This is a genomic window from Cyanobium sp. Cruz CV13-4-11 (assembly GCF_024346055.1).
In the GTDB taxonomy this organism is placed as follows: Bacteria; Cyanobacteriota; Cyanobacteriia; order PCC-6307; family Cyanobiaceae; genus Cyanobium.
On sequence record NZ_JAGQCH010000015.1, the window covers coordinates 17197 to 37277 of the forward strand.

Here is a 20081-nt window from a genome sequence, read left to right on the forward strand (position 1 = left end):
CAGGAACACCTCCCTCCTCCCTGCACTCCCCCGTCAAGCCATGGTCGCCGCCCCCTCCACCCAGGTCGATAGCCACGTAGAGACGCTCTGCATCAACAGCATCCGCTTCCTGGCGGTCGATGCGATCAACAAGTCCAACTCGGGCCACCCCGGCCTGCCGATGGGCTGCGCCCCGATGGCCTTCTCCCTCTGGGACAAGGTGCTGCGCCACAACCCGAAAAATCCGCAGTGGTTCAACCGCGACCGCTTCGTACTCTCGGCCGGCCACGGCTGCATGCTGCTCTACGCGCTGCTGCACCTCACCGGCTACGACAGCGTCACCCTGGAGGACCTCAAGCAGTTCCGCCAGTGGGGCTCCCGCACCCCCGGCCACCCCGAAACCTTTGAAACCCCCGGCGTGGAGGTCACCACCGGCCCCCTAGGCCAGGGCATCTCCAACGCCGTGGGCCTGGCGATCGCCGAAGCCCACCTGGCGGCGAAGTTCAACAGGCCCGACGCCAAGATCGTCGACCATTACACCTATGTCCTGATGGGTGACGGCTGCAACCAGGAGGGCGTCTCCGGCGAAGCCGCCTCCCTGGCCGGCCACCTGGGTCTGGGCAAGCTGATCGCCCTCTACGACGACAACCACATCACCATCGACGGCAACACCGCCGTGTCCTTCACCGAGGACGTGATGAAGCGCTACGAGGCCTACGGCTGGCATGTGCAGCACGTCGAGGATGGCAACACCGACGTGGCCGCCATCACCCGGGCGATCGAGGCGGCCAAGGCGGTCACCGACCGTCCCAGCCTGATCAAGGTCACCACCACGATCGGCTACGGCTCCCCCAATAAGGCCAACACCGCCGGCGTGCACGGCGCCGCCCTGGGTGCCGAGGAGGCCGAGCTCACCCGCCAGCAGCTGGAGTGGAGCTTCGGGGCCTTCGAGGTGCCCGAACCCGCCTACGAGCACTGGCGCGAAGCGATTCAGCGCGGTGCCGCCACCGAAGCCTCCTGGAACGAGAGCCTGGCCGCCTACCGCAGCCGCTACCCCGCTGAGGCCGCCGAGTTCGAGCGGCTGCTGCGCGGTGAGCTGCCCGAGGGCTGGGATGCCTCGCTGCCGGTGTTCACCCCCGAGGACAAGGGCCTGGCCACCCGCCAGCACTCCTACAACGCCCTCAACGCCTTCGGCCCCAGCCTGCCCGAACTGATCGGCGGCTCCGCCGACCTCACCCACTCCAACCTCACCGACATCAAGGGCGAGGCCAGCTTCCAGAAGGGCCACGAAGCCAACCGCTACCTGCACTTCGGTGTGCGTGAGCACGCCATGGCGGCGATCCTCAACGGCATCGCGTACCACAACAGCGGCCTGATCCCCTACGGCGGCACCTTCCTGGTGTTCGCCGGCTACATGATCGGCGCCATGCGGCTGTCGGCCCTTTCCGAGCTGGGCGTGATCTACGTGCTCACCCACGATTCGATCGGCCTAGGCGAAGACGGCCCTACCCACCAGCCCGTGGAAACCCTCGCCAACCTGCGCGCCATCCCCAACCTGCTGGTGATGCGCCCCGGCGACGGCAACGAGACGGTGGGGGCCTACAAGGTCGCCGTCACCAACCGCAAACGCCCCACAGTGCTGGCCCTCAGCCGCCAGGCCATGGTCAACCAGGCCAACTCCGCCGCCGACAAGGTGGCCAAGGGCGGCTACATCCTCAACGACTGCGACGGCACCCCGGATCTGATCCTGATCGGCAGCGGCACCGAACTCGACCTCTGCGTCAAGGCCGCCACCCAGCTCAGCGCTGAAGCCAAAGCCGTGCGGGTGGTGTCAATGCCCTGTGTCGAGCTGTTCGAGGAACAGGACGCCGCCTACCGCGAGTCGGTGCTTCCCGCGGCCGTTCGCAAGCGGGTGGTGGTGGAAGCCTCCAGCTCCTTCGGCTGGCACAAGTACACCGGCTTCGACGGCGCCACCGTCTCGATCGATAGCTTCGGTGCCTCAGCCCCCGGCAACGTCTGCCTGGAGAAGTTCGGCTTCACCGTAGACAACGTGGTGGCCACCGCGAAAGCGCTGGGCTGATCCGATCTCTCCAGCCAGGAGCTGGGGTGATCCCTTCCGAAGCCGGGCCGTCAGGGTCCGGCTTTTTCATGGAGCATCGTGACTTCGCCGGCGGTTCAGCTCTGACGGGTGGGCACGTTGAGGCGACTGCGCTCCACCACCAGGGGCAGACGCAGGGTGCGCTGGTTGATGAAGCCGATGTATTCGCCCAGGATGCCGAGGGCAAACATCATGGCGCCGGCGAAGAACAGCGCCGTGACCGACAGCATGGCCACACCGAACTGGAAGCTTTGCCAGAAGATCAGCTTGCTGACCATCACCACGAACGACAGCAGGATCGAGAGGGCCCCAAGTGACAGGCCGGCGGTGGTGATCAGCCGCATCGGCTTGCGGGAAGAGGTGACGATGCCAAGCACGCCGAAATCAACCAGGAAGGAAAGGGAGGCCGAACTGCTGCCCCCCTTGCGATCGGCGCTCACATAGGGAATCGTTGACCACTTGAAGCCGATGGCGCACACCAAACCCTTGATGAAGGGATAGGAATCGATCGACTGCCGCAGCGCCAGAATCACGGAGCGGTCGTAGATGCCGAAGCCGGTGGTATCGCGCACCATCGGATAATCAGACAGCCAGGACAGGGTGGCGTAGTAGATCTTCTTGCAGAGAAACAGGATCGGGCTTTCATGGCTCGAGCGCCGCACAGCAAAAATCACCTGGTTGTCGCCCTTCTTCCAGGCCGTGATCAGATCGGCCACCAACTCGGGGGGATCCTGCAGGTCCGACATCAGAAACACATTGGCATCGGCGTCAGGGACCAGCAGGGCATTGGCGGAGGAGCGCACAAAGCCGAAGTTCGAGACATTGCGAATCAGGCCAACCCGTGAATCACTTGCTGCCAATGCCTCGATCAGTGCGACCGTGTGGTCGGTGGAGCAGTTATCGGCAAAAACAATCGAGAAGACGTCGTCCGGAAACTGCTCTAGAGCCTTGGCAAGCCTAACATAGAGCGCTTCAATGTTGGACGACTCGTTGTAACATGGGATGCAAATGGCGATATGATGTGTCAATGTCGTCATAGGGCCCATAAGACAATGTTGACAAAAAGCATGCTGCAGGCAGTGTATCTTTCGGCTGCCGTTCTTGCGGCATGCCTGGGCCAATTCATCTTGCGGATCCGTCCTCCGGCCGAAGGCGTCCGCACCGGTGCGCTCTACCTGGCAGCCTCGCTTGTTTGCTATGGCGCTTCCTTCGGCATCACGGCCCTGGTGTTGCCCGGGGTCGACCGGAAACTGGCCGTGCTGGTGCTAAGCCTGCAATATCCGCTGCTGTATGTGTTCTTCTCTCTGAAGGATGCGGCCGTCCTGCAGCCGGCAAGCGTGATGGCGATCACCTTGGGCTATGCGATCGTTGCCGTGGGCATGTTCGGGCGTTAGGAACGTTCAGCGCAGAGGCGGTCGATCTGTTGCTGTTTCAGCTCAAAGTTCCAGGTTGGTCCGCCATAGATCTGGATCGGCATCGGATCCTGCCGCCTGCATTGCTCGCTGAGCTGTTGCCCATAGTCCAGGAGGCGGATCTGGCGATCGGGCGTCAGCTCAAGGACGGGCCTGGGTACAACGTTGTTGTGATAGAGGACCACCGTGAGCACCAGCCAGGTGGCCAGGGCCCGGCCCGGAAGACTGCGACGGCTGCGGGGATCCTGCATCAGCAGCACGAACGCGATCAGCAGCACTGACAGGAACAGGACGGTGTTCCAGTAAAAGAAACGCCCGCCGGCATCCTCGATCACCACCAGTTTCAGGTCAACGCCGCGGCGGGTGGCCACCAGCAGGCTGGAGAAGGAGAGCACCAGGGTGGAAAAGATCGCCAGATAGAGCAGGCCCGGCTGCCCCATGCGCCGAGCCACCACCCGCAGCGCCAGCAGCACCAGGGCCAAGGCCACCAATACGGCCAGCAGCTGCACGGGATCGGGCAGATTCCGGAAAAACCACCACGGCTTGTACCCACCCAGCAGAGGGCTGATCTGGTGAACCGTAAACCAGTCGAGCAGCAGGGCCGGGCGGGAGAGCAACTCCTTCAGCGCCGCGGCCGTCGACAGGGGATAGGCGGTCTGCAGCTGGGAAAAGTAGATCTGCAGGAACGACAGCAGCACCGGCAGGCTCAGCCACAGGGGCCGGATCGGCAGACGGCGGCGACGCAGGCCATAGAAGATCAGCAGCGGAATCGTGTAAATGGCCAGAAAGGGGCCGGTGAAAGCCGCCACCAGTCCATAGAGCAGCAGCAAAGCCTTGAGAAGTGGAGCTCTGAAGACCTCCGGTCGCCCGCTCCCCTGCTGCGCCACCACGCCAAAGGCGATCAGGATGAAGCCGAGCGGAAAGAAGATGTAGGCGTTGGGGAGATTCAGATAGGTCTCACCGGCGTAGGGGTAATAGACGTAGGGGATGTAGGCCACCCGCATCAGCCGGCCGAATACGCCCGCACCGATCAGGGCCTCGACGCTGACCAGGGGCAGCAGGTAAGAGACCCAGGCCAGCAGCAAAAAGAAGCGCGGATAGTCCAACGGCGAGAGCAGGTTCACGGCCGTGAGCGCCGTGATCCGCTGCAATAGATGGCTGTAGCCGGCATACAGCTGCAGCAGCGATCCGGCGCCCTGGTCGATGGCCTGCTGCAGGAAGATCGAGCCATCCTCCGCATAGAGGGTGGGCATCAGGGAGATGGATGGGCGCCGCAGGTGATAGCCGAGGGCGCAGAGGCCGATCAGGGCGGCGGAAACGAGAAAACCGTGGACCCGGGGAGGTAGCCGCTGCTCGGCTGCCTGGCGGAACTGCTGGATATGCTGGAGGAGGGTGGTCATGGGTGCGCGCAACGGCGTCGCTCAGCCCGCCATCAGCTGGGTGTCGGTCCAAGCGAGCATGCGGCTGACGCCGTCGCGGCAGGAGATGGCCGGCGACCAGCCCAGCAGGCGCTGGGCCTTGGCAATGTCGGCGATGAAGCAGTCCTGGTCGCTGGCGCGGCGGGGGGTGGGGTCATACACCAGTGGTGGAATGGCCAGTAGCTCGGCGAGCAGGGCGAACAGCTCCAAGAGGCTGAGGGAGTTGGCGGCGCCGCCACCGATGTTGAAGATCTCGCCGGTCATCTGCTGGCGGTGGTTGTAGGCGGCCCGGTAGAGGCGGATCAGGTCGTCGGCGTGGAGCACGTCTCGCACCTGCTTGCCGGTGCCGGCGATGGTGAAGGGCTCGGGGGGCACGCCCGCCAGATGGGCACGCTTCTGCTCGATCGCCTTCTGGCAGAACCAGCCCACCCAGCCCTGGTCGAAGGAGGCGAACTGGCGGCCGCCGAAGATCGAAGAGTGGCGGAACACCACCGTTTTGAGGCCGTACACCCGGGCCCAGTCGCGCACGTACTGGTCGGCGGCGCCCTTGGAGCAGCCGTAGGGGGTGGAGAAATCGAGGCCGAGGGCTTCGTCGAGCCCTTCGGGGTGGTCGCTCAGGCGATAGCGGGTGGCGGTCTCCTCGTAGCGGAGCCCCTCCAGATCGCCGTAGACCTTGTTGGTGCTGCTGTAGGCGATCAGGGCCTCCGGGGAGAGGGCCCGGGCGGCCTCGAGCACGGCGAAGGTGCCGAGCACGTTGGTCTGCAGGTCGCGGGCGGGATCGGTCAGGGAGGTGGTCATCGCCACCTGGCCGCCCACATGGCAGATGTAATCGAAGGGGGCGTGGCGGCGGAACACGGCCAGCACGGCCTCGGCCTCGGCCAGATCGGCCTGGATGAAGTGGAAGCGCCCGGGGGCGGCCTGGGACTCCAGCCAGGCCAGGTTGGCCGCCGAACCACGCCGGAACAGGGCATCGACCACGATCACCTCAGCGCCCTCCTGCAGGTAGGAGGCGGCCAGGTTGGAGCCGAGAAAGCCGCAACCGCCGGTGATCAGGACCTTCATCGGATTCAGGTAAGGGGTGGGGCCGGAATCCGCAGCCCGCTCAGGTCGGGCACATACCGTTCGATCTGATCGGGGCGGTCCGGAAGGCTGGCGGGCAGCAATCTACCGGTCGCACCCAGGCGTCCCCATTCCGCCTCCGCGAAGGCCAGCAGGCTGGTGGCGGTCCCCGAGCCGATGTTGACCACCAGGGGGCGACCCGGGGCCACATCAGGGCGCTCACAGGCCTCCAGCAGGTGGGTGGCCAACTCGGCCACGGGGATGAAATCGCTGACCTGGCGGCCGGAGGTCATGGGGAAATCCTCTCCGGCAAGAGCCGCCCGGCGCAGAGACGGCCAGAAGTTGCCTTCGAACTGGCCCTCCCCATAGGCCGAGAAGATGCGGCCGTAGAAGAGCTCCAGGCCCTGGGCGATGGCGAAGGCCCGCAGCAGCTGGAAGGCCGCCGCCTTGCTGGCGCCGTAGGGGCTCAGGGGCTCCAGGGGGGCGTCCGGAGGGATCGCCTCGTAGCGGCGGGCGGCGTTGCCGTACTCGTGGCTGCTGCCGGCCACGACACAACGGCCCACCCCCGCCGCCGCCGCCAGTTCCAGCAGCCGCAGACTGCAGGCCACGTTGGCCTGCACCAGCTCGCTCCAGCTGGCGGGCTTGGGGCTCACCCCGGCCGAGGCCAGGTGCAGCACGACCTCGACGCCTGCCAGATCCCCAGCAGTGAGGCTGGCGAGGTCGCCCTCGCACCACTGGGGCTGGCGCGACAGGGGGATCACCGGGGCCGAGGAGGGGCTGCGCCGCAGGGCCATCACCTGGTGGCCCGCTGCCAGGGCCGCCGCCAGCACGTGGGAGCCGATGAAACCGGTGCCGCCGGTGAGGAACAGCCGCATCAGGCCTTGCAGAACTTCCGGATCACATCGATCTCCTTGGCCAGCATCGGGCCCGTGAGGCCCGGGTAAGTGCCCAGAAACAGGGTGTCGACCATGATCGCGTCGGCGCCGGCCAGATCGCCCACCACCCGCAGGGCGTCGGGGCGATCGGCGCGCAGCTGCACGAAGGCCGGCTGGCGCATCAGGTTGCCGCCGAACAGCATGCGGTTGCCGATGCCGTGGGCATCGAGCTTCCGGGCCAGGTCGGTGCGCCGGAAGGGGGCGTCGGGCTTGACCGAAACCTTGAAGCCGAACCAGGAGCAGTCGGTGCGGCAGCCGCTGGCATCCCAGGAGAAGCCGGACGCCGGATCCCAGCCGGTGGCATGGGTGGGCAGGGAGAACTCCAGCACGTGCTCGGTGGCCACCAGGCCTTCGCGCAGGGTCTGCCAGTTGCGCTTGCGGGCCTCGATGAACTCCGGCAGGCGGCGCAGCTGCACCCGGCCGATGGCGGCCTGGGGATCGAGGGGTTTGAGGTTGAAGCCGAGGTGGCTGTAGATGTACTTGTGGTCGTAGCCGGCGGGCAGTTCGCCCAGCTGCCAGTCGAAGCGCTTGCCGCAGGTGTCGTCCTTGCCGGAGGGGCACCAGCAGTCGCGGCCCCAGTCGCGGAAGCTCTCGGCCACCACCTTCAGCTTCTGGTCGCGCACGATGTTCACCGCGCCGCCCTCGCCCATGGTGAGGTGGTGGGGCGGGTAGAAGCTCTGGGTGCTGAGGTCGCCCCAGGTGCCGGTCCAGCGGATGACGCGGTCGAGGCCCTCATCGAGTCCGGGGCTGTTGGTGCTGAAGCCGAGGGATTCGGCCAGCTCCCGGGGCATGGAATAGGAGCACCCCAATGCGTCGCAGTTGTCCTCCACCAGGTAGAGGTCGTGGGCGCGGCAGAAGCGCAGCACGGCCGCCAGGTCGAAGGGGTTGCCCAGGGCGTGGGCCATCATCACGGCCTTGGTGACGCCGGGTGTGAAGGCGGCTTCCAACTGGTCGCAGCGGGCGTTGCCGGTGACCGGATCGGCGTCGATGAACACCGGCACCGCACCCACCTGCAGGATCGGCGCCACGGTGGTGGGGAAGCCGGCCGCCACGGTGATCACCTCGTCGCCGGGGCGCAGGCGTCGCTCGGCGGGCAGTCGGTGGGAGGTGAGGGCCGAGATCGCCACCAGATTCGCGGAGGAGCCCGAATTCACCAGCAGGCTGTGGCGCACCCCCAGGAAGGCCGCCAGCTCGCTCTCCATCGCCGCCCCCTCGCTGCCGAGGGTGAGCCAGAAGTCGAGGGTGGTGCCCACGGCCGCCTCGACTTCGTCTTCGGTAAAGACGCGGCCGGCATAGGGGATGGTCTGGCCGTCGGCATGGGGGGTGCGATCCGGGTCGTCGCCTGGGCGGTAGGCGGCGTGGGCCCGGCGGGCGTAGTCGCGGGTGAGCCGGAGGATCTCCTGCTTGAGCTGGTCGAGGTCGGCGGTCATGGGGTGGATCGGCCCGGCGGGAGAGAAGCGAGATAGTCGGTGAGGTCGTCGAGGCAGCAGGACACGGGGTCGTCGCCGGCTTCGATCACGCGGCGGTACCACTGAAGCGTGCGGGCGGTGGTGGTGGCGAAATCCCAGCGGGGCGACCAGCCGAGGCGGTGGTGGGCCTTGTCCACCACCAAGTTCAACAGACCCGCCTCGTGGGGGGCGGTGGGGTCAGAGGCGTCGATCCAGGTACCGGGCCAATGATGCAGGGCCTGCTCCACCAGCTCCTGCACGGGGCGGTTGGCCTCCAGCTGGGGCCCGAAGTTGAAGGCTTCGGCCATCGAGCGCCCATCGGACGGCTCAGCGAGGGCTTCGGCCAGGGCCAGGTAGCCGCCGAGGGGTTCGAGCACGTGCTGCCAGGGGCGGGTGGCGGCGGGGTTGCGCAGGGTGATGGGCTCCCCGGCGCGCAGGCAGCGGACGGTGTCGGGAATGATGCGGTCGGCGGCCCAGTCGCCACCGCCGATGACGTTGCCGGCCCGGGCGCTGGCCAGGCGCAGGTGGGGCGACTGGTGGGGCAGGGTGCCGCAGTAGCTGGCGCGCCAGGAGCTGATGGCCAGCTCGGCGGCGGCCTTGCTGCTGCTGTAGGGGTCGTGGCCGCCGAGGGGGTCGTTCTCCCGGTAGCCGTAGAGCCATTCGTTGTTGCGGTACACCTTGTCGGTGGTGATCAGCACCGCGGCGCAGGGATGGGCCAGGGGGCGCAGGGCCTCCATGAGATGGATGGTGCCCAGCACATTGGTGTCCCAGGTGAGCACCGGCTCGGCGTAGCTGCGCCGCACCAGGGGCTGGGCCGCCAGGTGCAGCACCACCTCCGGCTGCACGGCGGCCACCAGTTCGGTGAGGGCGGCCGGATCGCGCAGATCGCCCACGTGGTGATCGAGGCGGCTGGCCAGGCCGAGCTGATCGAACAGGGAAGGCTCGGTGTCGGGCGCCAGGGCAAAGCCGGACACCCTGGCCCCCAGCTCGCAGAGCCAGAGGGCCAGCCAGCTGCCCTTGAAGCCGGTGTGGCCGGTGAGCAGCACCCGCTTGCCCTGCCAGAAGGCGGGATCGGGCTGCTGCCAGGCCCGCCTGGGGGAGGTGCTGGCCATGGTCAGCTCCAGATCTTCCAGGGGGCGCGCCCCTGCTGCCAGAGGTCTTCGAGCCGCTGGCGGTCGCGCAGGGTGTCTATCGGCTGCCAGAAGCCGCGGTGCTTGAAGGAGTTCAGTTGGCCCTGGGTGGCGAGGGCCTTGAGGGGCGCCTGCTCCCAGATGCAGTCGTCGCCGTCGACCAGGTCGATCACGGGGGGCTCGAGCACGAAGAAGCCACCGTTGATCCAGGCGTTGTCGCCGTCGGGCTTCTCCTCGAAATCGGTCACCACATCCCCGTCCAGGTGCAGGGCGCCGTAGCGGCCGGGGGGCTGGACGGCGGTGAGGGTGGCCTGCAGGCCCTCGCGGCGGTGGTGGGCGATCAGGGCGGTGATGTCCACGTCAGCGACGCCATCGCCGTAGGTGAAGCAGAAGGACTCGTCGTCGGGGAGGTAGCTGCGCACCCGGGCCAGACGGCCGCCGGTGAGGGTGGTGTCGCCGGTGTCGACCAGGGTGATCTTCCAGGGTTCCGCCTTCTGGCGGTGCACTTCCATGTGGTTGAGATCCATATGGAAGGTGACATCACTGGTGTGCAGGAAATAGTTGGCGAAGTACTCCTTGATCACATAGCCCTTATAGCCACAGCAGATGATGAAATCGTTGATGCCGTGGTGGCTGTAGATCTTGAGGATGTGCCACAGGATCGGCTTGCCGCCGATCTCCACCATCGGCTTGGGCCGCAGGTGGGTCTCCTCCGCCAGTCGGGTGCCCAGTCCACCGGCCAGGATGACGGCTTTCATCAGCAAGCAAAGGGCCAGGCAGGCGGCGGCAACTTAGCAAAGGCGCCGCAGAGCACCGGCCCGCCCAGGCCAACAAAACACGACAGTGTCCAAAGCCCCCAGGCAACGCCGGAAGCCACTGGCGAGCATGAAACCCCTTTCCACCACTGGCCTGTGGCCGCCCGAAGCAAGAAGCTGACACTGACGGAGGGGGTTGGCCCAGGCGCTCCTGGGACAGCCGGCACTGACGGAGGCCGATCTGCTGGCCTTCGCGCGCACGGTGAATGGGGGAGCGTTCAAGGATCCGCCCCCGCCGAAGCCCCCCACAGCCACCGAGGTCAAGAACAAGGTGCTGGCCCACTTCCCCTGCAAGTCCGTCACCCAGCTGCGCAAGGACAAGAACTTCCAGCTCTCGATGACGGGCGAAGAGGTGGCGCTGAAGACCAAGGACGACTGGCTGGTGCTCTACCGGCGCTTCATCGGCATTCCGGCCAACGAGCGGAACCGGGAGGACGGACCCACCGTGATCAACGGCAGCGACGTGTGCAGCACTTCCGGCCCTGGGTGGTGTTCGGCCTCGACCCGAAGACCGCCACAGCCAATGAGGTGCGCGAGGCGTTCCGAAGGCTGATCCAGGTACATCACCCCGACCTGCATCTGATTGGTGGGTTTGAGGTTCATTCAGTCACCGCACTCTATTCATGGCCCCTTCTGTCTGCATGGCAGTCATCTGTAGCCATTTAACGCTTGCCATCAGGTTGCGGCTCAGGTGTATGGCATTGTTAGCCGATTTCCAGCCTGCATCACAGATCACCTGGTTCGAGGCCTGTGTGCTTAGCGATTCGAGACAGCATCCTGGGGCCAAGCTCCTCGCCATCATGGAATGCAATGCTGCCAATACTTTCCTGGCCCTGGCTGACGGCCAATTACCCATGCAGAGAGTGGAAGCGAAAACCGGATGTTGACTGGCTCGGATTCACCATTTTCAAGCCGATCAGCGATAACACGAAGGGCTAGGACTTCAGCCTTTGCCATTGCATCAGCAGAGCAGCTCCCGTAGGCAAGGACTCCAGGCAGCTCCGGCACCTCCGCGATCCATCGACCGTCGACTTCTTGTTCGCACTCCAAAGTGAAATTCATGCTGAGCTCCCTATTGATGTCACCTTAGCAATATTCCATACCAGAACGCATCTTGTTCCTCCGCTCAGTTCGGCGCCCTTCCCAGAGATTCAGCCAACGATGATGGATAGATCGTGCGCAGCCACGCTCTATCCGAAGTTGAACAAGCCGGCAACTCTGGACGACACTCCATCAAGGAACCCCAACTCCAGCCGTGGTTAACGGGTCCGTGAACCACTTGTGCCCTCAACTACAACAGAGCGCAATGCTGTGATTCAAGCGGGATGCTCCAGCGGCAGCCCCTGCGCCTTCCAGGCCCGCAGGCCGCCGCGCAGGTTGGCCACCCGGGTCAGCCCTTTCTTCTGCAGCTGTTGGGTGGCCAGGGCGGAGCGGCTGCCGGAGTGGCAAAGCACCACCGTGGGCCGATCCGTGGGGATCTCGTCGGCTCGTGTCGGCAACTCGGGCAGGGGAATCAACAGGCTGCCCAGGATGCGACCGTCCGGACCCTGCACCTCCGCTTCGGAGCGCACGTCCACCAGCGTCAGGGCCTCGCGGTGGTCGGCCACCCAGTCGGCCGTCAGTTCCGGCAGACCGGCATAGCTGCGCTCGATCGGTGCCCAGTCGTCCGCTTCCTCCAGGCCATTGTCAGCGGGCCGGCCGGAGCGCAGGTTGGCCGGCAGGGCGACGGCGATCCGGTTGGGGTGGGGGAGATGCAGGTTCTCCATGGAGCCCACGAAGTCGCGCTCGTCGGCCTCGCCTCCGAGCCGGGCGTTGTAGGCCTTCTCCTCGGCCACCGAACTCACCGCGCGGCCGCTGTAGTCGTGGGCCGGGTAGAGCAGGCAGTGGTCGGGCAGGGAGAGGAGCTGCTCGGTGATCGAGTGGTAGAGGGTGGCGACATCCCCCTGCTGAAAGTCGCAGCGGCCGCAGCCCCGCACCAGCAGGGCATCACCCGTGAAGGCCACGCTGTGGTCATCGAGCACCACGCTGAGGCAACCGTCGGTGTGGCCGGGTGTGGCACGCACCTCCAGATGGCGGCCGCCGAAACTCACGCGATCACCGTGGCGCAGGGGCAGGGTTACGTTCTCGGCCCCGGCGACGGCGGCCAGGGCGATGGTGCAGCCGGTGGCCCGGTGCAGTCGCCAGCTGCCGGTCACGTGGTCGGCATGCACGTGAGTGTCGAGGCTGGCGACCAGCTGGATGCCCAGCTCCCGGATCAGGGAGAGATCACGGGGGTGCTGCTCGTACACCGAATCGATCAGCACCCCCTGCCGGGAGGCCACATCCGCCAGCAGGTAGGTGAAGGTGCTGGTCTCGGCGTCGAACAGCTGCCGCAGCAGCAGCGGAGCACCGCCGGCGGCGGCAGCCAGGGCGAAGGGAGCGTTGGAAGCCATCGCGTCTGGGGCGTCAGCCCTTCAGCTTGGGGCGGCCTTCCGCCAGCACGCCCTGCAGGTAGGCGCCCACGAACATCTCGGCCAGGCCGATCAGCATCGGCTTCACCTCATGGGATCAGGCCAAGCCAATCGATTCGGTCACCGACGAGAGTTGGACCATCAACACATCGGTGTGGACGGGCAACTCACACCCCCAGCGGTTCCCCCTGGGCCTTCTTCTGCTCGGCCAGCACCTGCTCGAGACCCTCGATGTCTTCGTCGGTGATCTTGGTCTGCATCGGGCAGTGCTTGGGGCCGCACATCGAGCAGAACTCGGCCTGCTTGTAGATGTCGGCCGGCAGGGTTTCGTCGTGGTACTCGCGGGCCCGCTCCGGATCCAGGCTGAGGTCGAACTGCTTGTTCCAGTCGAAGGCATAGCGGGCGCGGCTGAGCTCATCGTCGCGGTCGCGGGCGCCGGGGCGGTGGCGGGCGATGTCGGCGGCGTGGGCGGCGATCTTGTAGGCGATCAGTCCCTCGCGCACGTCTTCGGCGTTAGGCAAGCCCAGGTGTTCCTTCGGCGTCACATAGCAGAGCATCGCCGTTCCGTGCCAGCCGGCCAGGGCGGCGCCGATGGCGCTGGTGATGTGGTCGTAGCCGGGGGCGATGTCGGTAACGAGGGGCCCGAGCACGTAGAAGGGCGCCTCGCTGCACTCCTCCATCTGCTTCTTGACGTTGAACTCGATCTGATCCATCGGCACATGGCCCGGACCCTCCACCATCACCTGAATGTCGTGCTTCCAGGCGCGGCGGGTGAGCTCACCCAGGGTCTTCAGTTCCGCCAGCTGGGCCGCATCGGAGGCGTCGTGCTGGCAGCCCGGCCGCAGCGAATCCCCCAACGAAAAACTGCAGTCGTAGCGCTTGAAGATCTCGCAGATGTCGTCGAAGCGGGTGAACAGCGGGTTCTGGCGGTGGTGGTACAGCATCCACTGGGCCAGGATGCCGCCGCCGCGGCTCACGATCCCGGTGAGGCGGCCCTTCACCTTGGGCAGGTGCTCGATCAGCAGACCCGCATGGATCGTCTGGTAGTCGACGCCCTGTTGGCAGTGCTTCTCGATCACATGCAGGAAGTCGTCCTCATCGAGCTTCTCGATCATCCCGTGCACGCTCTCCAGCGCCTGGTAAACGGGCACGGTGCCGATCGGCACCGTGGAGGCGTTGATGATCGCCGTGCGCACCTCATCGAGGTTCACGCCGCCGGTGGAGAGGTCCATCACGGTGTCGGCGCCGTACTTCACCGCCAGCTTCAGCTTGGCCACCTCTTCATCGAGGTCGGAGGCATTGGGCGAGGCGCCGATGTTGGCGTTCACCTTGCACTTGCTGGCAATGCCGATCGCCATCGGCTCAAGGCCAGGGTGCTCGATGTTGGCGGGGATGATCATGCGGCCCCGGGCCACCTCCTCCATCACCAGGCTCTCGGGCAGGTTTTCCCGCTTGGCCACGTAGGCCATCTCCTCGGTAATCACCCCCTGGCGGGCGTAATGCAACTGGGTGACGTTGGCTTGACCACGACGCTTCTGGATCCAGGCGCTGCGCATGACGGGCTACGGCAAAGGGCGGGGGCGCTGCCAGAGACTGGTTTCACAGGCCTGTTCCACTTCCCTGCGCCGGCATGACCCGGATCAGGTTCGGAGGGTGTGATCTCAGCCCTGGGCGGAGCGATCGGTGGATCCTGCGCCGGGCACCCCTAGTGACGCTCGAAAGCTAGCAAGGCTGAACGGGGGTAGGGCTGCATACCAGGGAATCCTGGTTCTGTACAGCCTGTACAGAACCAGGATTCAGCGCACCACACCCTGCCCAGGGCAGACGAACCGTCAGGCCTGCAGCCCATCGAGGGCCACGGCCGTCACCCGGTGGTCGCCATCGCCCAGCAGCTCCGCCAGGGCCTCGCGGGCCTCGGCCGCCTCCGGCCCGCGACCATCGCGCACCAGGCGACCCAGGATCTCGGCCCCACCGGCCCGCACCGTGCCGTCGCCATCAGCGATGGCCAGCCGCGCCAGCTCCAGCAGCCAGGCCGCCGGCATCTCCGCCTGCTCGGCCAGGGCCGAGAGGATGCTGCAGCGCACCAGCCACTGGTCGTCGGCCACGAAGGCGTCCCGCAACTGGGGCCAGGCCCGCTCCACGCCGAAGCTGGCCAGGGCGTTGGCGGCCTCGGCGCGCACATTGGCGTCCTCGTCCTGCCGCACGGCCTGCTCCAGGGCCGCCCAGCCCAGCTCGCTGCGCTTCACCCCCAGGCCGGCGCAGGCCAGCGAGCGGATCACGAAGGTGGTCTGCTCCAGCCCCAGCAGCAGCAACGGGATCGCCGCCTCCGCCTCCACCGCCCGCAACCCAGCCAAGGCGGGCATCGCCCGGCTGGGATCGCCCGAAGCGATCGCCTGCCGCGCCGCTTCCAGATCGGGGGTGGATGCACTCACGGGGATCAGGGCGGGGATCCTTCACCTTGGCGCAGTGCGCTTCAGGCCTGTGGCCCCTGGCGCAGCGCCCGCAGCAACTCGGCCCGGCGGCGGCGGCGGCGCAGGGCGCTGGTGCCCAGCAGCCCGCAGCCGATCACCAGGGCGGGAATCGCCGGCAGCCGGTCGGCCCCCTGGCGGGTGAGCAGCACCAGCAGGGCCAGCAGGATCAGCAGCGGCGCGGAGAGCGCCAGCAGGGCGGCCAGGACGCGAGGGGTCCGACGGACGTTCAAACCGGCTGCTCCATCCAACGCAGCAGGCTGAGGGCCAGCACCTTGATGCCCACCTCCAGGCAGCCCTCGTCCGGATCGAAGCTGTTGCTGTGCAAGGGAGTGCAGCCACCGGGCCCGGCCACGCCCAGGCGAAACATCGTGCCGCGGGTGTTGGCCAGCAGTTCTGCGAAGTCCTCGGCCCCCAGGGACGGCTGCTCCAGCCACTGCACCCGGGAGCGGCCCAGCAGGGCCACGGCCGTGTCCGCCACCAGCTGGGTGAGCTCCGGATCGTTGTGCACCGGCGGCGAGATGCAGCGGTAGTGCACCCGCGCTTCGCCGCCATGGCCGCGGCAGAGGGCATGGACGGTGTCCTCAATCCAGCCCGGCAGCTGGGCATGCACCTCCAGATCCAGGCAGCGCACCGTGCCCAGCAGCCGCACATGGTCGGCGATGACGTTGAAGGCCTTGCCGCCTTCGATCAGCCCGAAGCTGACCACCACCGGATGCAGCGGATCGAGCCGGCGGCTGATCGCCTCCTGCAGGCCGCTCACCACCCGGGCGGCGATCCAGATCGCATCGGTGCTCTGGTGCGGCCGGGCGCCATGGCCCCCTTCGCCCAGCACCTCCACCTCCAGTTCCCCCGCCGCGGCCGTGAGGCTGCCACTGCGCACCCCCACGGTTCCCACCTCCAGGCTGGGGAACACGTGCACCCCGAACAGGGCCTGGACATCGTCCATCGCCCCGTCGGCGCGCATCCAGGCCGCCCCTTCGGCCGTCTCCTCCGCCGGCTGGAACAGCAACCGCACCCGGGCCGTGAGCCGGTCGGCCACGCTGGCCAGCAGCCGCGCCACCCCCAGGCCCACGGTGGTGTGGATGTCGTGGCCGCAGGCGTGCATCAGGCCCTGGCGGCTGGAGGCATAGGCCAGCTGGGTGCGTTCCTCGATCGGCAAGGCGTCCATGTCGGCCCGCAGGGCCACCAGGGGCGCCCCCAACGGCCCCAGTTCGGCCACCACGCCGGTGCGCCCCACCCCTTCGCGCACCTCCCAGCCCCAGCGCCGCAGCTCACCGGCCACCAGGGCGGCGGTCTGCTGCTCGTGGCCGCTCAGCTCGGGATGGCGGTGGATGTGGCGCCGCAGCTGGATCAGTTCCGGCAACGCCGCCTGCAGGGTCACGTCCATCCCCAGCGCCTCCCAGGTGGCATCAGCCGGGGCCATGGGGGAAAAGGACAACGGGGTCATGGGCGGGTGCGTTTCAGGGGGCCAGGGCCAGGAACTGGGCCAGAGCCTGCACGGGAACGGGCGGCCAGCGCCGTATCTGCAGCAGCCATTCTTTCTGCCGGTAGCGGGGATCGAGGCCGGAGGCCGCGGCCCAGTGGCTCTCCGCCTCCCCCCGGGCGCCCTGTTGCCAGAGCAGCGCCGTGAGGCCAGCGCGGGCATCGGCGAACAGGGGATAGCGGCGGATCAGGCCGCGCAGCTGCTTCTCCGCCGCCGTGGTGTCCCCCAGCTGGAAGGCGGCCAGGGCGGCGCTGGAGCGGGCCATGGCGAAGCCAGGCCGGGCGGCGGCCGCCGCCTCGAAGCATTGGCGGGCTGCCGGCCAGTCGTCCTGGGAGCCGTCCACATTGCCCAGGTTGTAGAGGGCGGAGGCATCCTCCGGATCCCGCTCCAGGATCCAGCGGTAATCGGCGGCGGCCGCCGGCCACAGGCCCAGGGCCTCCTCGGCGGTGCCGCGGTTGAGATGGGGGTCGGCGCTGGCGGGCTCCAGCGCTATGGCTTGGTCCTGGTCGGCGATCGCCGCCAACGGATCCCCCAGGGCGAGCTGCACGTTGCCCCGGTTGCTCCAGGCCGAGGCATCGTTGGGCGCCAGTTCCACCACCTGGTCCCACAGGGGCAGGGCCTCGCCGAACCGCCCCTCGCGGCTGGCGGCCAGGGCCCGATCGAACAGCACCGGCAACGACGATGACGAGGCCTGTCCGCCGGAATCGGCCCGCACCGCCGGCGCCCAGGCCAGGAACCCGGCCAGCAGCAAGGCCAGCACAGACAGAACCGCGGCCGTTCGGTGCTTCACGCCGCCACCGCCTCAGGACCATCGAGGTGGGCACGGCCGGCGTCGGTGACGATCCGCCCCCGGGGCGTGCGCTGCAGGAATCCCAGTTGAAGGAGGTAGGGCTCCACCACCGCTTCGAGGGTGGCGGGATCCTCCCCCAGCCCCGCCGCCAGGGTGTCGAGCCCCACCGGCCCACCGCCGTAGGCCTCCAGCATCAGGCGCAGCAGGCGACGGTCGCTGGCATCCAGGCCGCGGCCGTCCACCCGGTGCAGGGAAAGGGCCTCCTCCACCAGTGCCGCATCGATCTGGCCGTGCCCCCCCACCGCCGCCACGTCCCGCACCCGTCGCAGCAAGCGGTTGGCGATGCGGGGCGTGCCCCGGCAACGGCGGGCCACCTCCTGGGCAGCGCAGGCCCGCAGGGGCAGCTGCAGCAGGCCCGCGGCCCGCACCACGATCGCCTCGAGGTCGCCCTGGCCATAGAACTCCAGCCGCTGGATCAGGCCGAAGCGATCCCGCAGCGGCGAACTCAGCGAACCGGCGCGGGTGGTGGCCCCCACCAGGGTGAAGGGGGCCACGTCCAGGCTGCGGGTGCGGGCGGTGGTGCCCTTACCCACGGTGAGATCGAGGCGGAAGTCTTCCATGGCCGGGTAGAGGATCTCCTCGGCCACCCGGTTGAGGCGGTGAATCTCATCGATGAACAGCACCTCGCGGGGCTGCAGGTTCACCAGCAGACCGACGATGTCGCGGGGACGCTCCAGGGCCGGGGCGCTGGTGATGCGGCAGCGCACCCCCAGCTCCTCGGCCAGCACCAGGGCCATGGTGGTCTTGCCGAGGCCGGGGGGGCCGTAGAGCAGTACGTGGTCAAGGGCCTCCTGGCGGCGGCGGGTGGCCTCCACGGCGATGCCCAGCACCTGCTTCAGCTCACTCTGGCCGATGTAATCCGCCAGGCGCCGGGGCCGCAGCCCGTCCTCCCGCACCACCGGTTCCTCCTCGGGCCTGGCCGTGGGATCGACGAGGCGATTGCTGGGATCGGAGCGGCGATCGGGGCCGGGATCGGCGGGGCCGGCATCTGGCCGACCGTGGCGGCGCCGGCCGGCGGGACCGGACGGATCCGCTCCTCCCGAAGAAATGATCGCCATGAGTGGAGGGTACCGGTCCTGGACCCCGGATGGTGAAGCGAGAGACCTTCAGAAGATCAACCAGAAGATCAACGCCGCCTGTCGACGGCCATCAAAATGATGACGCGAAGAGAAGAATCACTCCACGACAAGACCAGTAAGGTGAGCCCCTTCGCAGACCAGGTTCATGAATCCCGGCATGGCCTCCAACAAGGGAGAGACGTCGCTGGGAGATGCGCCCAGGGAAGAGCATGGCTACCCCCTGATCCTGGTGGCCCTGCTGGTGGCTTCGCTGATCATCTCGGCCGCCTTCCTGCTGCGCGACAGCGGCGTGGTGCCCGGCCATCCGATGGACCAGAGCTTCGCATCAGCCGCCGATCTTTCAATCCGCCACACAGGCGGCCACTGGACCTTTCAATACCCCTCCCTGCAGAGCTCGGGTGGCATCACCTCCACCCTGATAGCCGGTGTCTACAAGCTGATCATTCCCACCTCGAAGGCCACCCTCAACTGGCACATCCGGATCCTGGCGATGGTGATGTACCTGGGCAGTAGCTGGTGGCTGGTGCGCAGCCTGGTGGCCTCAGCATCGGGGCGGATTCTGGCCTACCTGGTGATCTGCATCTCCGGGTTCCAGTTCCTCCAGCCCTCCAGTGATCTCTTCGCCGGCGCCTTCTTCAGCCTGGCCCTGATCGGGCTCCGGCGGGGCTGGCCGCCGGTCCTGACGGCCCTGCTGCTGGCCGTCTTCGGCCTCACCAAGGTGGAGATGATCGCCGCGGCCGTGGTGATCGCGGTGCTGTGGGGGATCCGGGAGCATCACCTGGGCCGCCGCCACCCGGCCCAGCTGACCTGGTTCACCTGTGGCTGGCTGCTGCTGTTTCTGGCCCCGGGCCTGCTGCTCCAGGGGGCCAGCCCAGCGGGGGCCGACAGGAGCATGCTGGCGTTCATCACCGCCTACACGGATTTCTTCAGTAGGCACCAGTTCGGAGGCTTCCACGGCACCATCGACATCGCCACGATGAAGAGCGTGAGGGAAACCCAGTTCCCGGGAGCGAAAAACCTGTTGGACATCATCACCCGGTACCCCGGTCTGTATGCCGACTTCCTCGGCATGTCCACGGCACGCAGCCTGCCCAACCTGATTCACGCGGGAAAGCTGATGCTGATTCCGCTGGGGCTGGTGATCGTTCAGAACCAGCGACTCTCCAGCTTGCGTCCCTATCTGTTCATCCTTCTGGCCGCCAGCGCCTTCACGCTCATCCCCGCCTGGCTGATCATCTTCGTTAAGATCCGCTATGTGGCCAAGCTGTTTCCGGCCATCGTGGCCATCGCCGTGGGGGGCTGCATCGAGCTGAGCGCCACCAACAGGCTCGCCACCCGGATCCTCTGGGCCTGTGGCCTCGGCACCTTGCTCTGGGAGGCGTGGTTCCTGCAGGACATGTGGCAGTACTCCCATTTCAGGTGAGAGAACCCCTCGCGAGCGCACCACTGCCGTC

Annotated in this window: 18 protein-coding genes and 1 riboswitch; of the genes, 4 read left to right on the forward strand and 14 right to left on the reverse strand. The window is 67.3% G+C overall.

Annotated elements, in window-relative coordinates; genetic code table 11:
- The first annotated feature begins 40 nt into the window (after nucleotides 1-40).
- The gene (gene tkt, locus KBZ12_RS11845; protein ID WP_254958174.1) at nucleotides 41-2059 is read left to right on the forward strand and encodes a transketolase; all 2019 of its coding nucleotides are present in this window, start codon (nucleotides 41-43) and stop codon (nucleotides 2057-2059) included.
- 95 nt (nucleotides 2060-2154) lie between these two features.
- Here tkt and KBZ12_RS11850 read toward each other — a convergent pair whose 3' ends face one another.
- Nucleotides 2155-3198, reverse strand: coding sequence for a glycosyltransferase family 2 protein (locus tag KBZ12_RS11850; RefSeq protein WP_254958175.1), 1044 nt, complete (start codon nucleotides 3196-3198; stop codon nucleotides 2155-2157).
- A gap of 6 nt (nucleotides 3199-3204) precedes the next feature.
- On the opposite strand from KBZ12_RS11850, the gene KBZ12_RS11855 reads away from it, so the two are divergent.
- A complete protein-coding gene (locus KBZ12_RS11855) occupies nucleotides 3205-3471 on the forward strand; it encodes a hypothetical protein (RefSeq protein WP_254958176.1) in 267 nt (88 codons plus the stop codon).
- Here KBZ12_RS11855 and KBZ12_RS11860 read toward each other — a convergent pair.
- Genes KBZ12_RS11860 through rfbF form a run of 6 tightly spaced genes read right to left on the reverse strand, consistent with a single transcriptional unit; the run spans nucleotide 3468 to nucleotide 10237 of the window.
- Nucleotides 3468-4889 carry a hypothetical protein gene (locus KBZ12_RS11860; protein ID WP_254958177.1) on the reverse strand — a complete coding sequence of 474 codons (1422 nt, stop codon included), beginning with the start codon at nucleotides 4887-4889 and terminating at the stop codon, nucleotides 3468-3470. The two genes, KBZ12_RS11855 and KBZ12_RS11860, sit on opposite strands and share 4 nt — an antisense overlap.
- Before the next feature lie 21 nt (nucleotides 4890-4910).
- Entirely contained in the window at nucleotides 4911-5969 is a 1059-nt protein-coding gene (locus KBZ12_RS11865) for an SDR family NAD(P)-dependent oxidoreductase (RefSeq protein WP_254958178.1), read from the reverse strand.
- Between the two features lie 5 nt (nucleotides 5970-5974).
- Nucleotides 5975-6841: an NAD(P)-dependent oxidoreductase gene (locus KBZ12_RS11870; RefSeq protein ID WP_254958179.1), complete on the reverse strand. Its 867-nt coding sequence runs from the start codon at nucleotides 6839-6841 to the stop codon at nucleotides 5975-5977.
- Complete coding sequence (rfbH, locus tag KBZ12_RS11875; protein ID WP_254958181.1) at nucleotides 6841-8331, reverse strand: lipopolysaccharide biosynthesis protein RfbH; 1491 nt, start codon at nucleotides 8329-8331, stop codon at nucleotides 6841-6843. Before rfbH ends, KBZ12_RS11870 begins: the two co-directional genes overlap by 1 nt.
- Nucleotides 8328-9461 (reverse strand): CDP-glucose 4,6-dehydratase, encoded by a 1134-nt coding sequence (gene rfbG / locus KBZ12_RS11880; protein ID WP_254958183.1) that lies wholly within the window; start codon nucleotides 9459-9461, stop codon nucleotides 8328-8330. The genes rfbH and rfbG overlap by 4 nt, the downstream gene beginning before the upstream one ends.
- A 2-nt stretch (nucleotides 9462-9463) precedes the next feature.
- Nucleotides 9464-10237, reverse strand: a complete 774-nt coding sequence (gene rfbF / locus KBZ12_RS11885; RefSeq protein ID WP_254958184.1) for a glucose-1-phosphate cytidylyltransferase — start codon at nucleotides 10235-10237, stop codon at nucleotides 9464-9466.
- A gap of 193 nt (nucleotides 10238-10430) precedes the next feature.
- Here rfbF and KBZ12_RS11890 point away from each other — a divergent pair, with 193 nt between their 5' ends.
- Entirely contained in the window at nucleotides 10431-10847 is a 417-nt protein-coding gene (locus KBZ12_RS11890) for a hypothetical protein (RefSeq protein WP_254958185.1), read from the forward strand.
- Between the two features lie 763 nt (nucleotides 10848-11610).
- On the opposite strand, the gene KBZ12_RS11895 is transcribed toward KBZ12_RS11890, so the two are convergent.
- The 7 genes from KBZ12_RS11895 to ruvB form a co-directional block, all read right to left on the reverse strand.
- Nucleotides 11611-12726, reverse strand: coding sequence for a rhodanese-like domain-containing protein (locus tag KBZ12_RS11895; RefSeq protein ID WP_254958186.1), 1116 nt, complete (start codon nucleotides 12724-12726; stop codon nucleotides 11611-11613).
- 185 nt (nucleotides 12727-12911) lie between these two features.
- Complete coding sequence (thiC, locus tag KBZ12_RS11900; RefSeq protein WP_254958187.1) at nucleotides 12912-14300, reverse strand: phosphomethylpyrimidine synthase ThiC; 1389 nt, start codon at nucleotides 14298-14300, stop codon at nucleotides 12912-12914.
- Between the two features lie 44 nt (nucleotides 14301-14344).
- Nucleotides 14345-14461: riboswitch (TPP riboswitch) on the reverse strand.
- 115 nt (nucleotides 14462-14576) lie between these two features.
- Nucleotides 14577-15176 carry a HEAT repeat domain-containing protein gene (locus KBZ12_RS11905; RefSeq protein ID WP_396101118.1) on the reverse strand — a complete coding sequence of 200 codons (600 nt, stop codon included), beginning with the start codon at nucleotides 15174-15176 and terminating at the stop codon, nucleotides 14577-14579.
- Nucleotides 15177-15217: 41 nt separating this feature from the next.
- On the reverse strand, nucleotides 15218-15445 hold the full coding sequence (locus KBZ12_RS11910; RefSeq protein ID WP_254958188.1) for a DUF3188 domain-containing protein: 228 nt from the start codon (nucleotides 15443-15445) through the stop codon (nucleotides 15218-15220).
- Nucleotides 15442-16638, reverse strand: a complete 1197-nt coding sequence (locus KBZ12_RS11915; RefSeq protein ID WP_254958189.1) for an amidohydrolase — start codon at nucleotides 16636-16638, stop codon at nucleotides 15442-15444. The genes KBZ12_RS11910 and KBZ12_RS11915 overlap by 4 nt, the downstream gene beginning before the upstream one ends.
- Nucleotides 16639-16675: 37 nt before the next feature.
- Nucleotides 16676-17413 (reverse strand): tetratricopeptide repeat protein, encoded by a 738-nt coding sequence (locus KBZ12_RS11920; protein WP_254958248.1) that lies wholly within the window; start codon nucleotides 17411-17413, stop codon nucleotides 16676-16678.
- A gap of 71 nt (nucleotides 17414-17484) precedes the next feature.
- Entirely contained in the window at nucleotides 17485-18606 is a 1122-nt protein-coding gene (ruvB, locus tag KBZ12_RS11925) for a Holliday junction branch migration DNA helicase RuvB (protein ID WP_254958190.1), read from the reverse strand.
- Between the two features lie 178 nt (nucleotides 18607-18784).
- Between ruvB and KBZ12_RS11930 the strand changes: the two genes are divergently transcribed.
- Nucleotides 18785-20050: a hypothetical protein gene (locus KBZ12_RS11930; RefSeq protein ID WP_254958191.1), complete on the forward strand. Its 1266-nt coding sequence runs from the start codon at nucleotides 18785-18787 to the stop codon at nucleotides 20048-20050.
- Nucleotides 20051-20081: the final 31 nt, after the last annotated feature.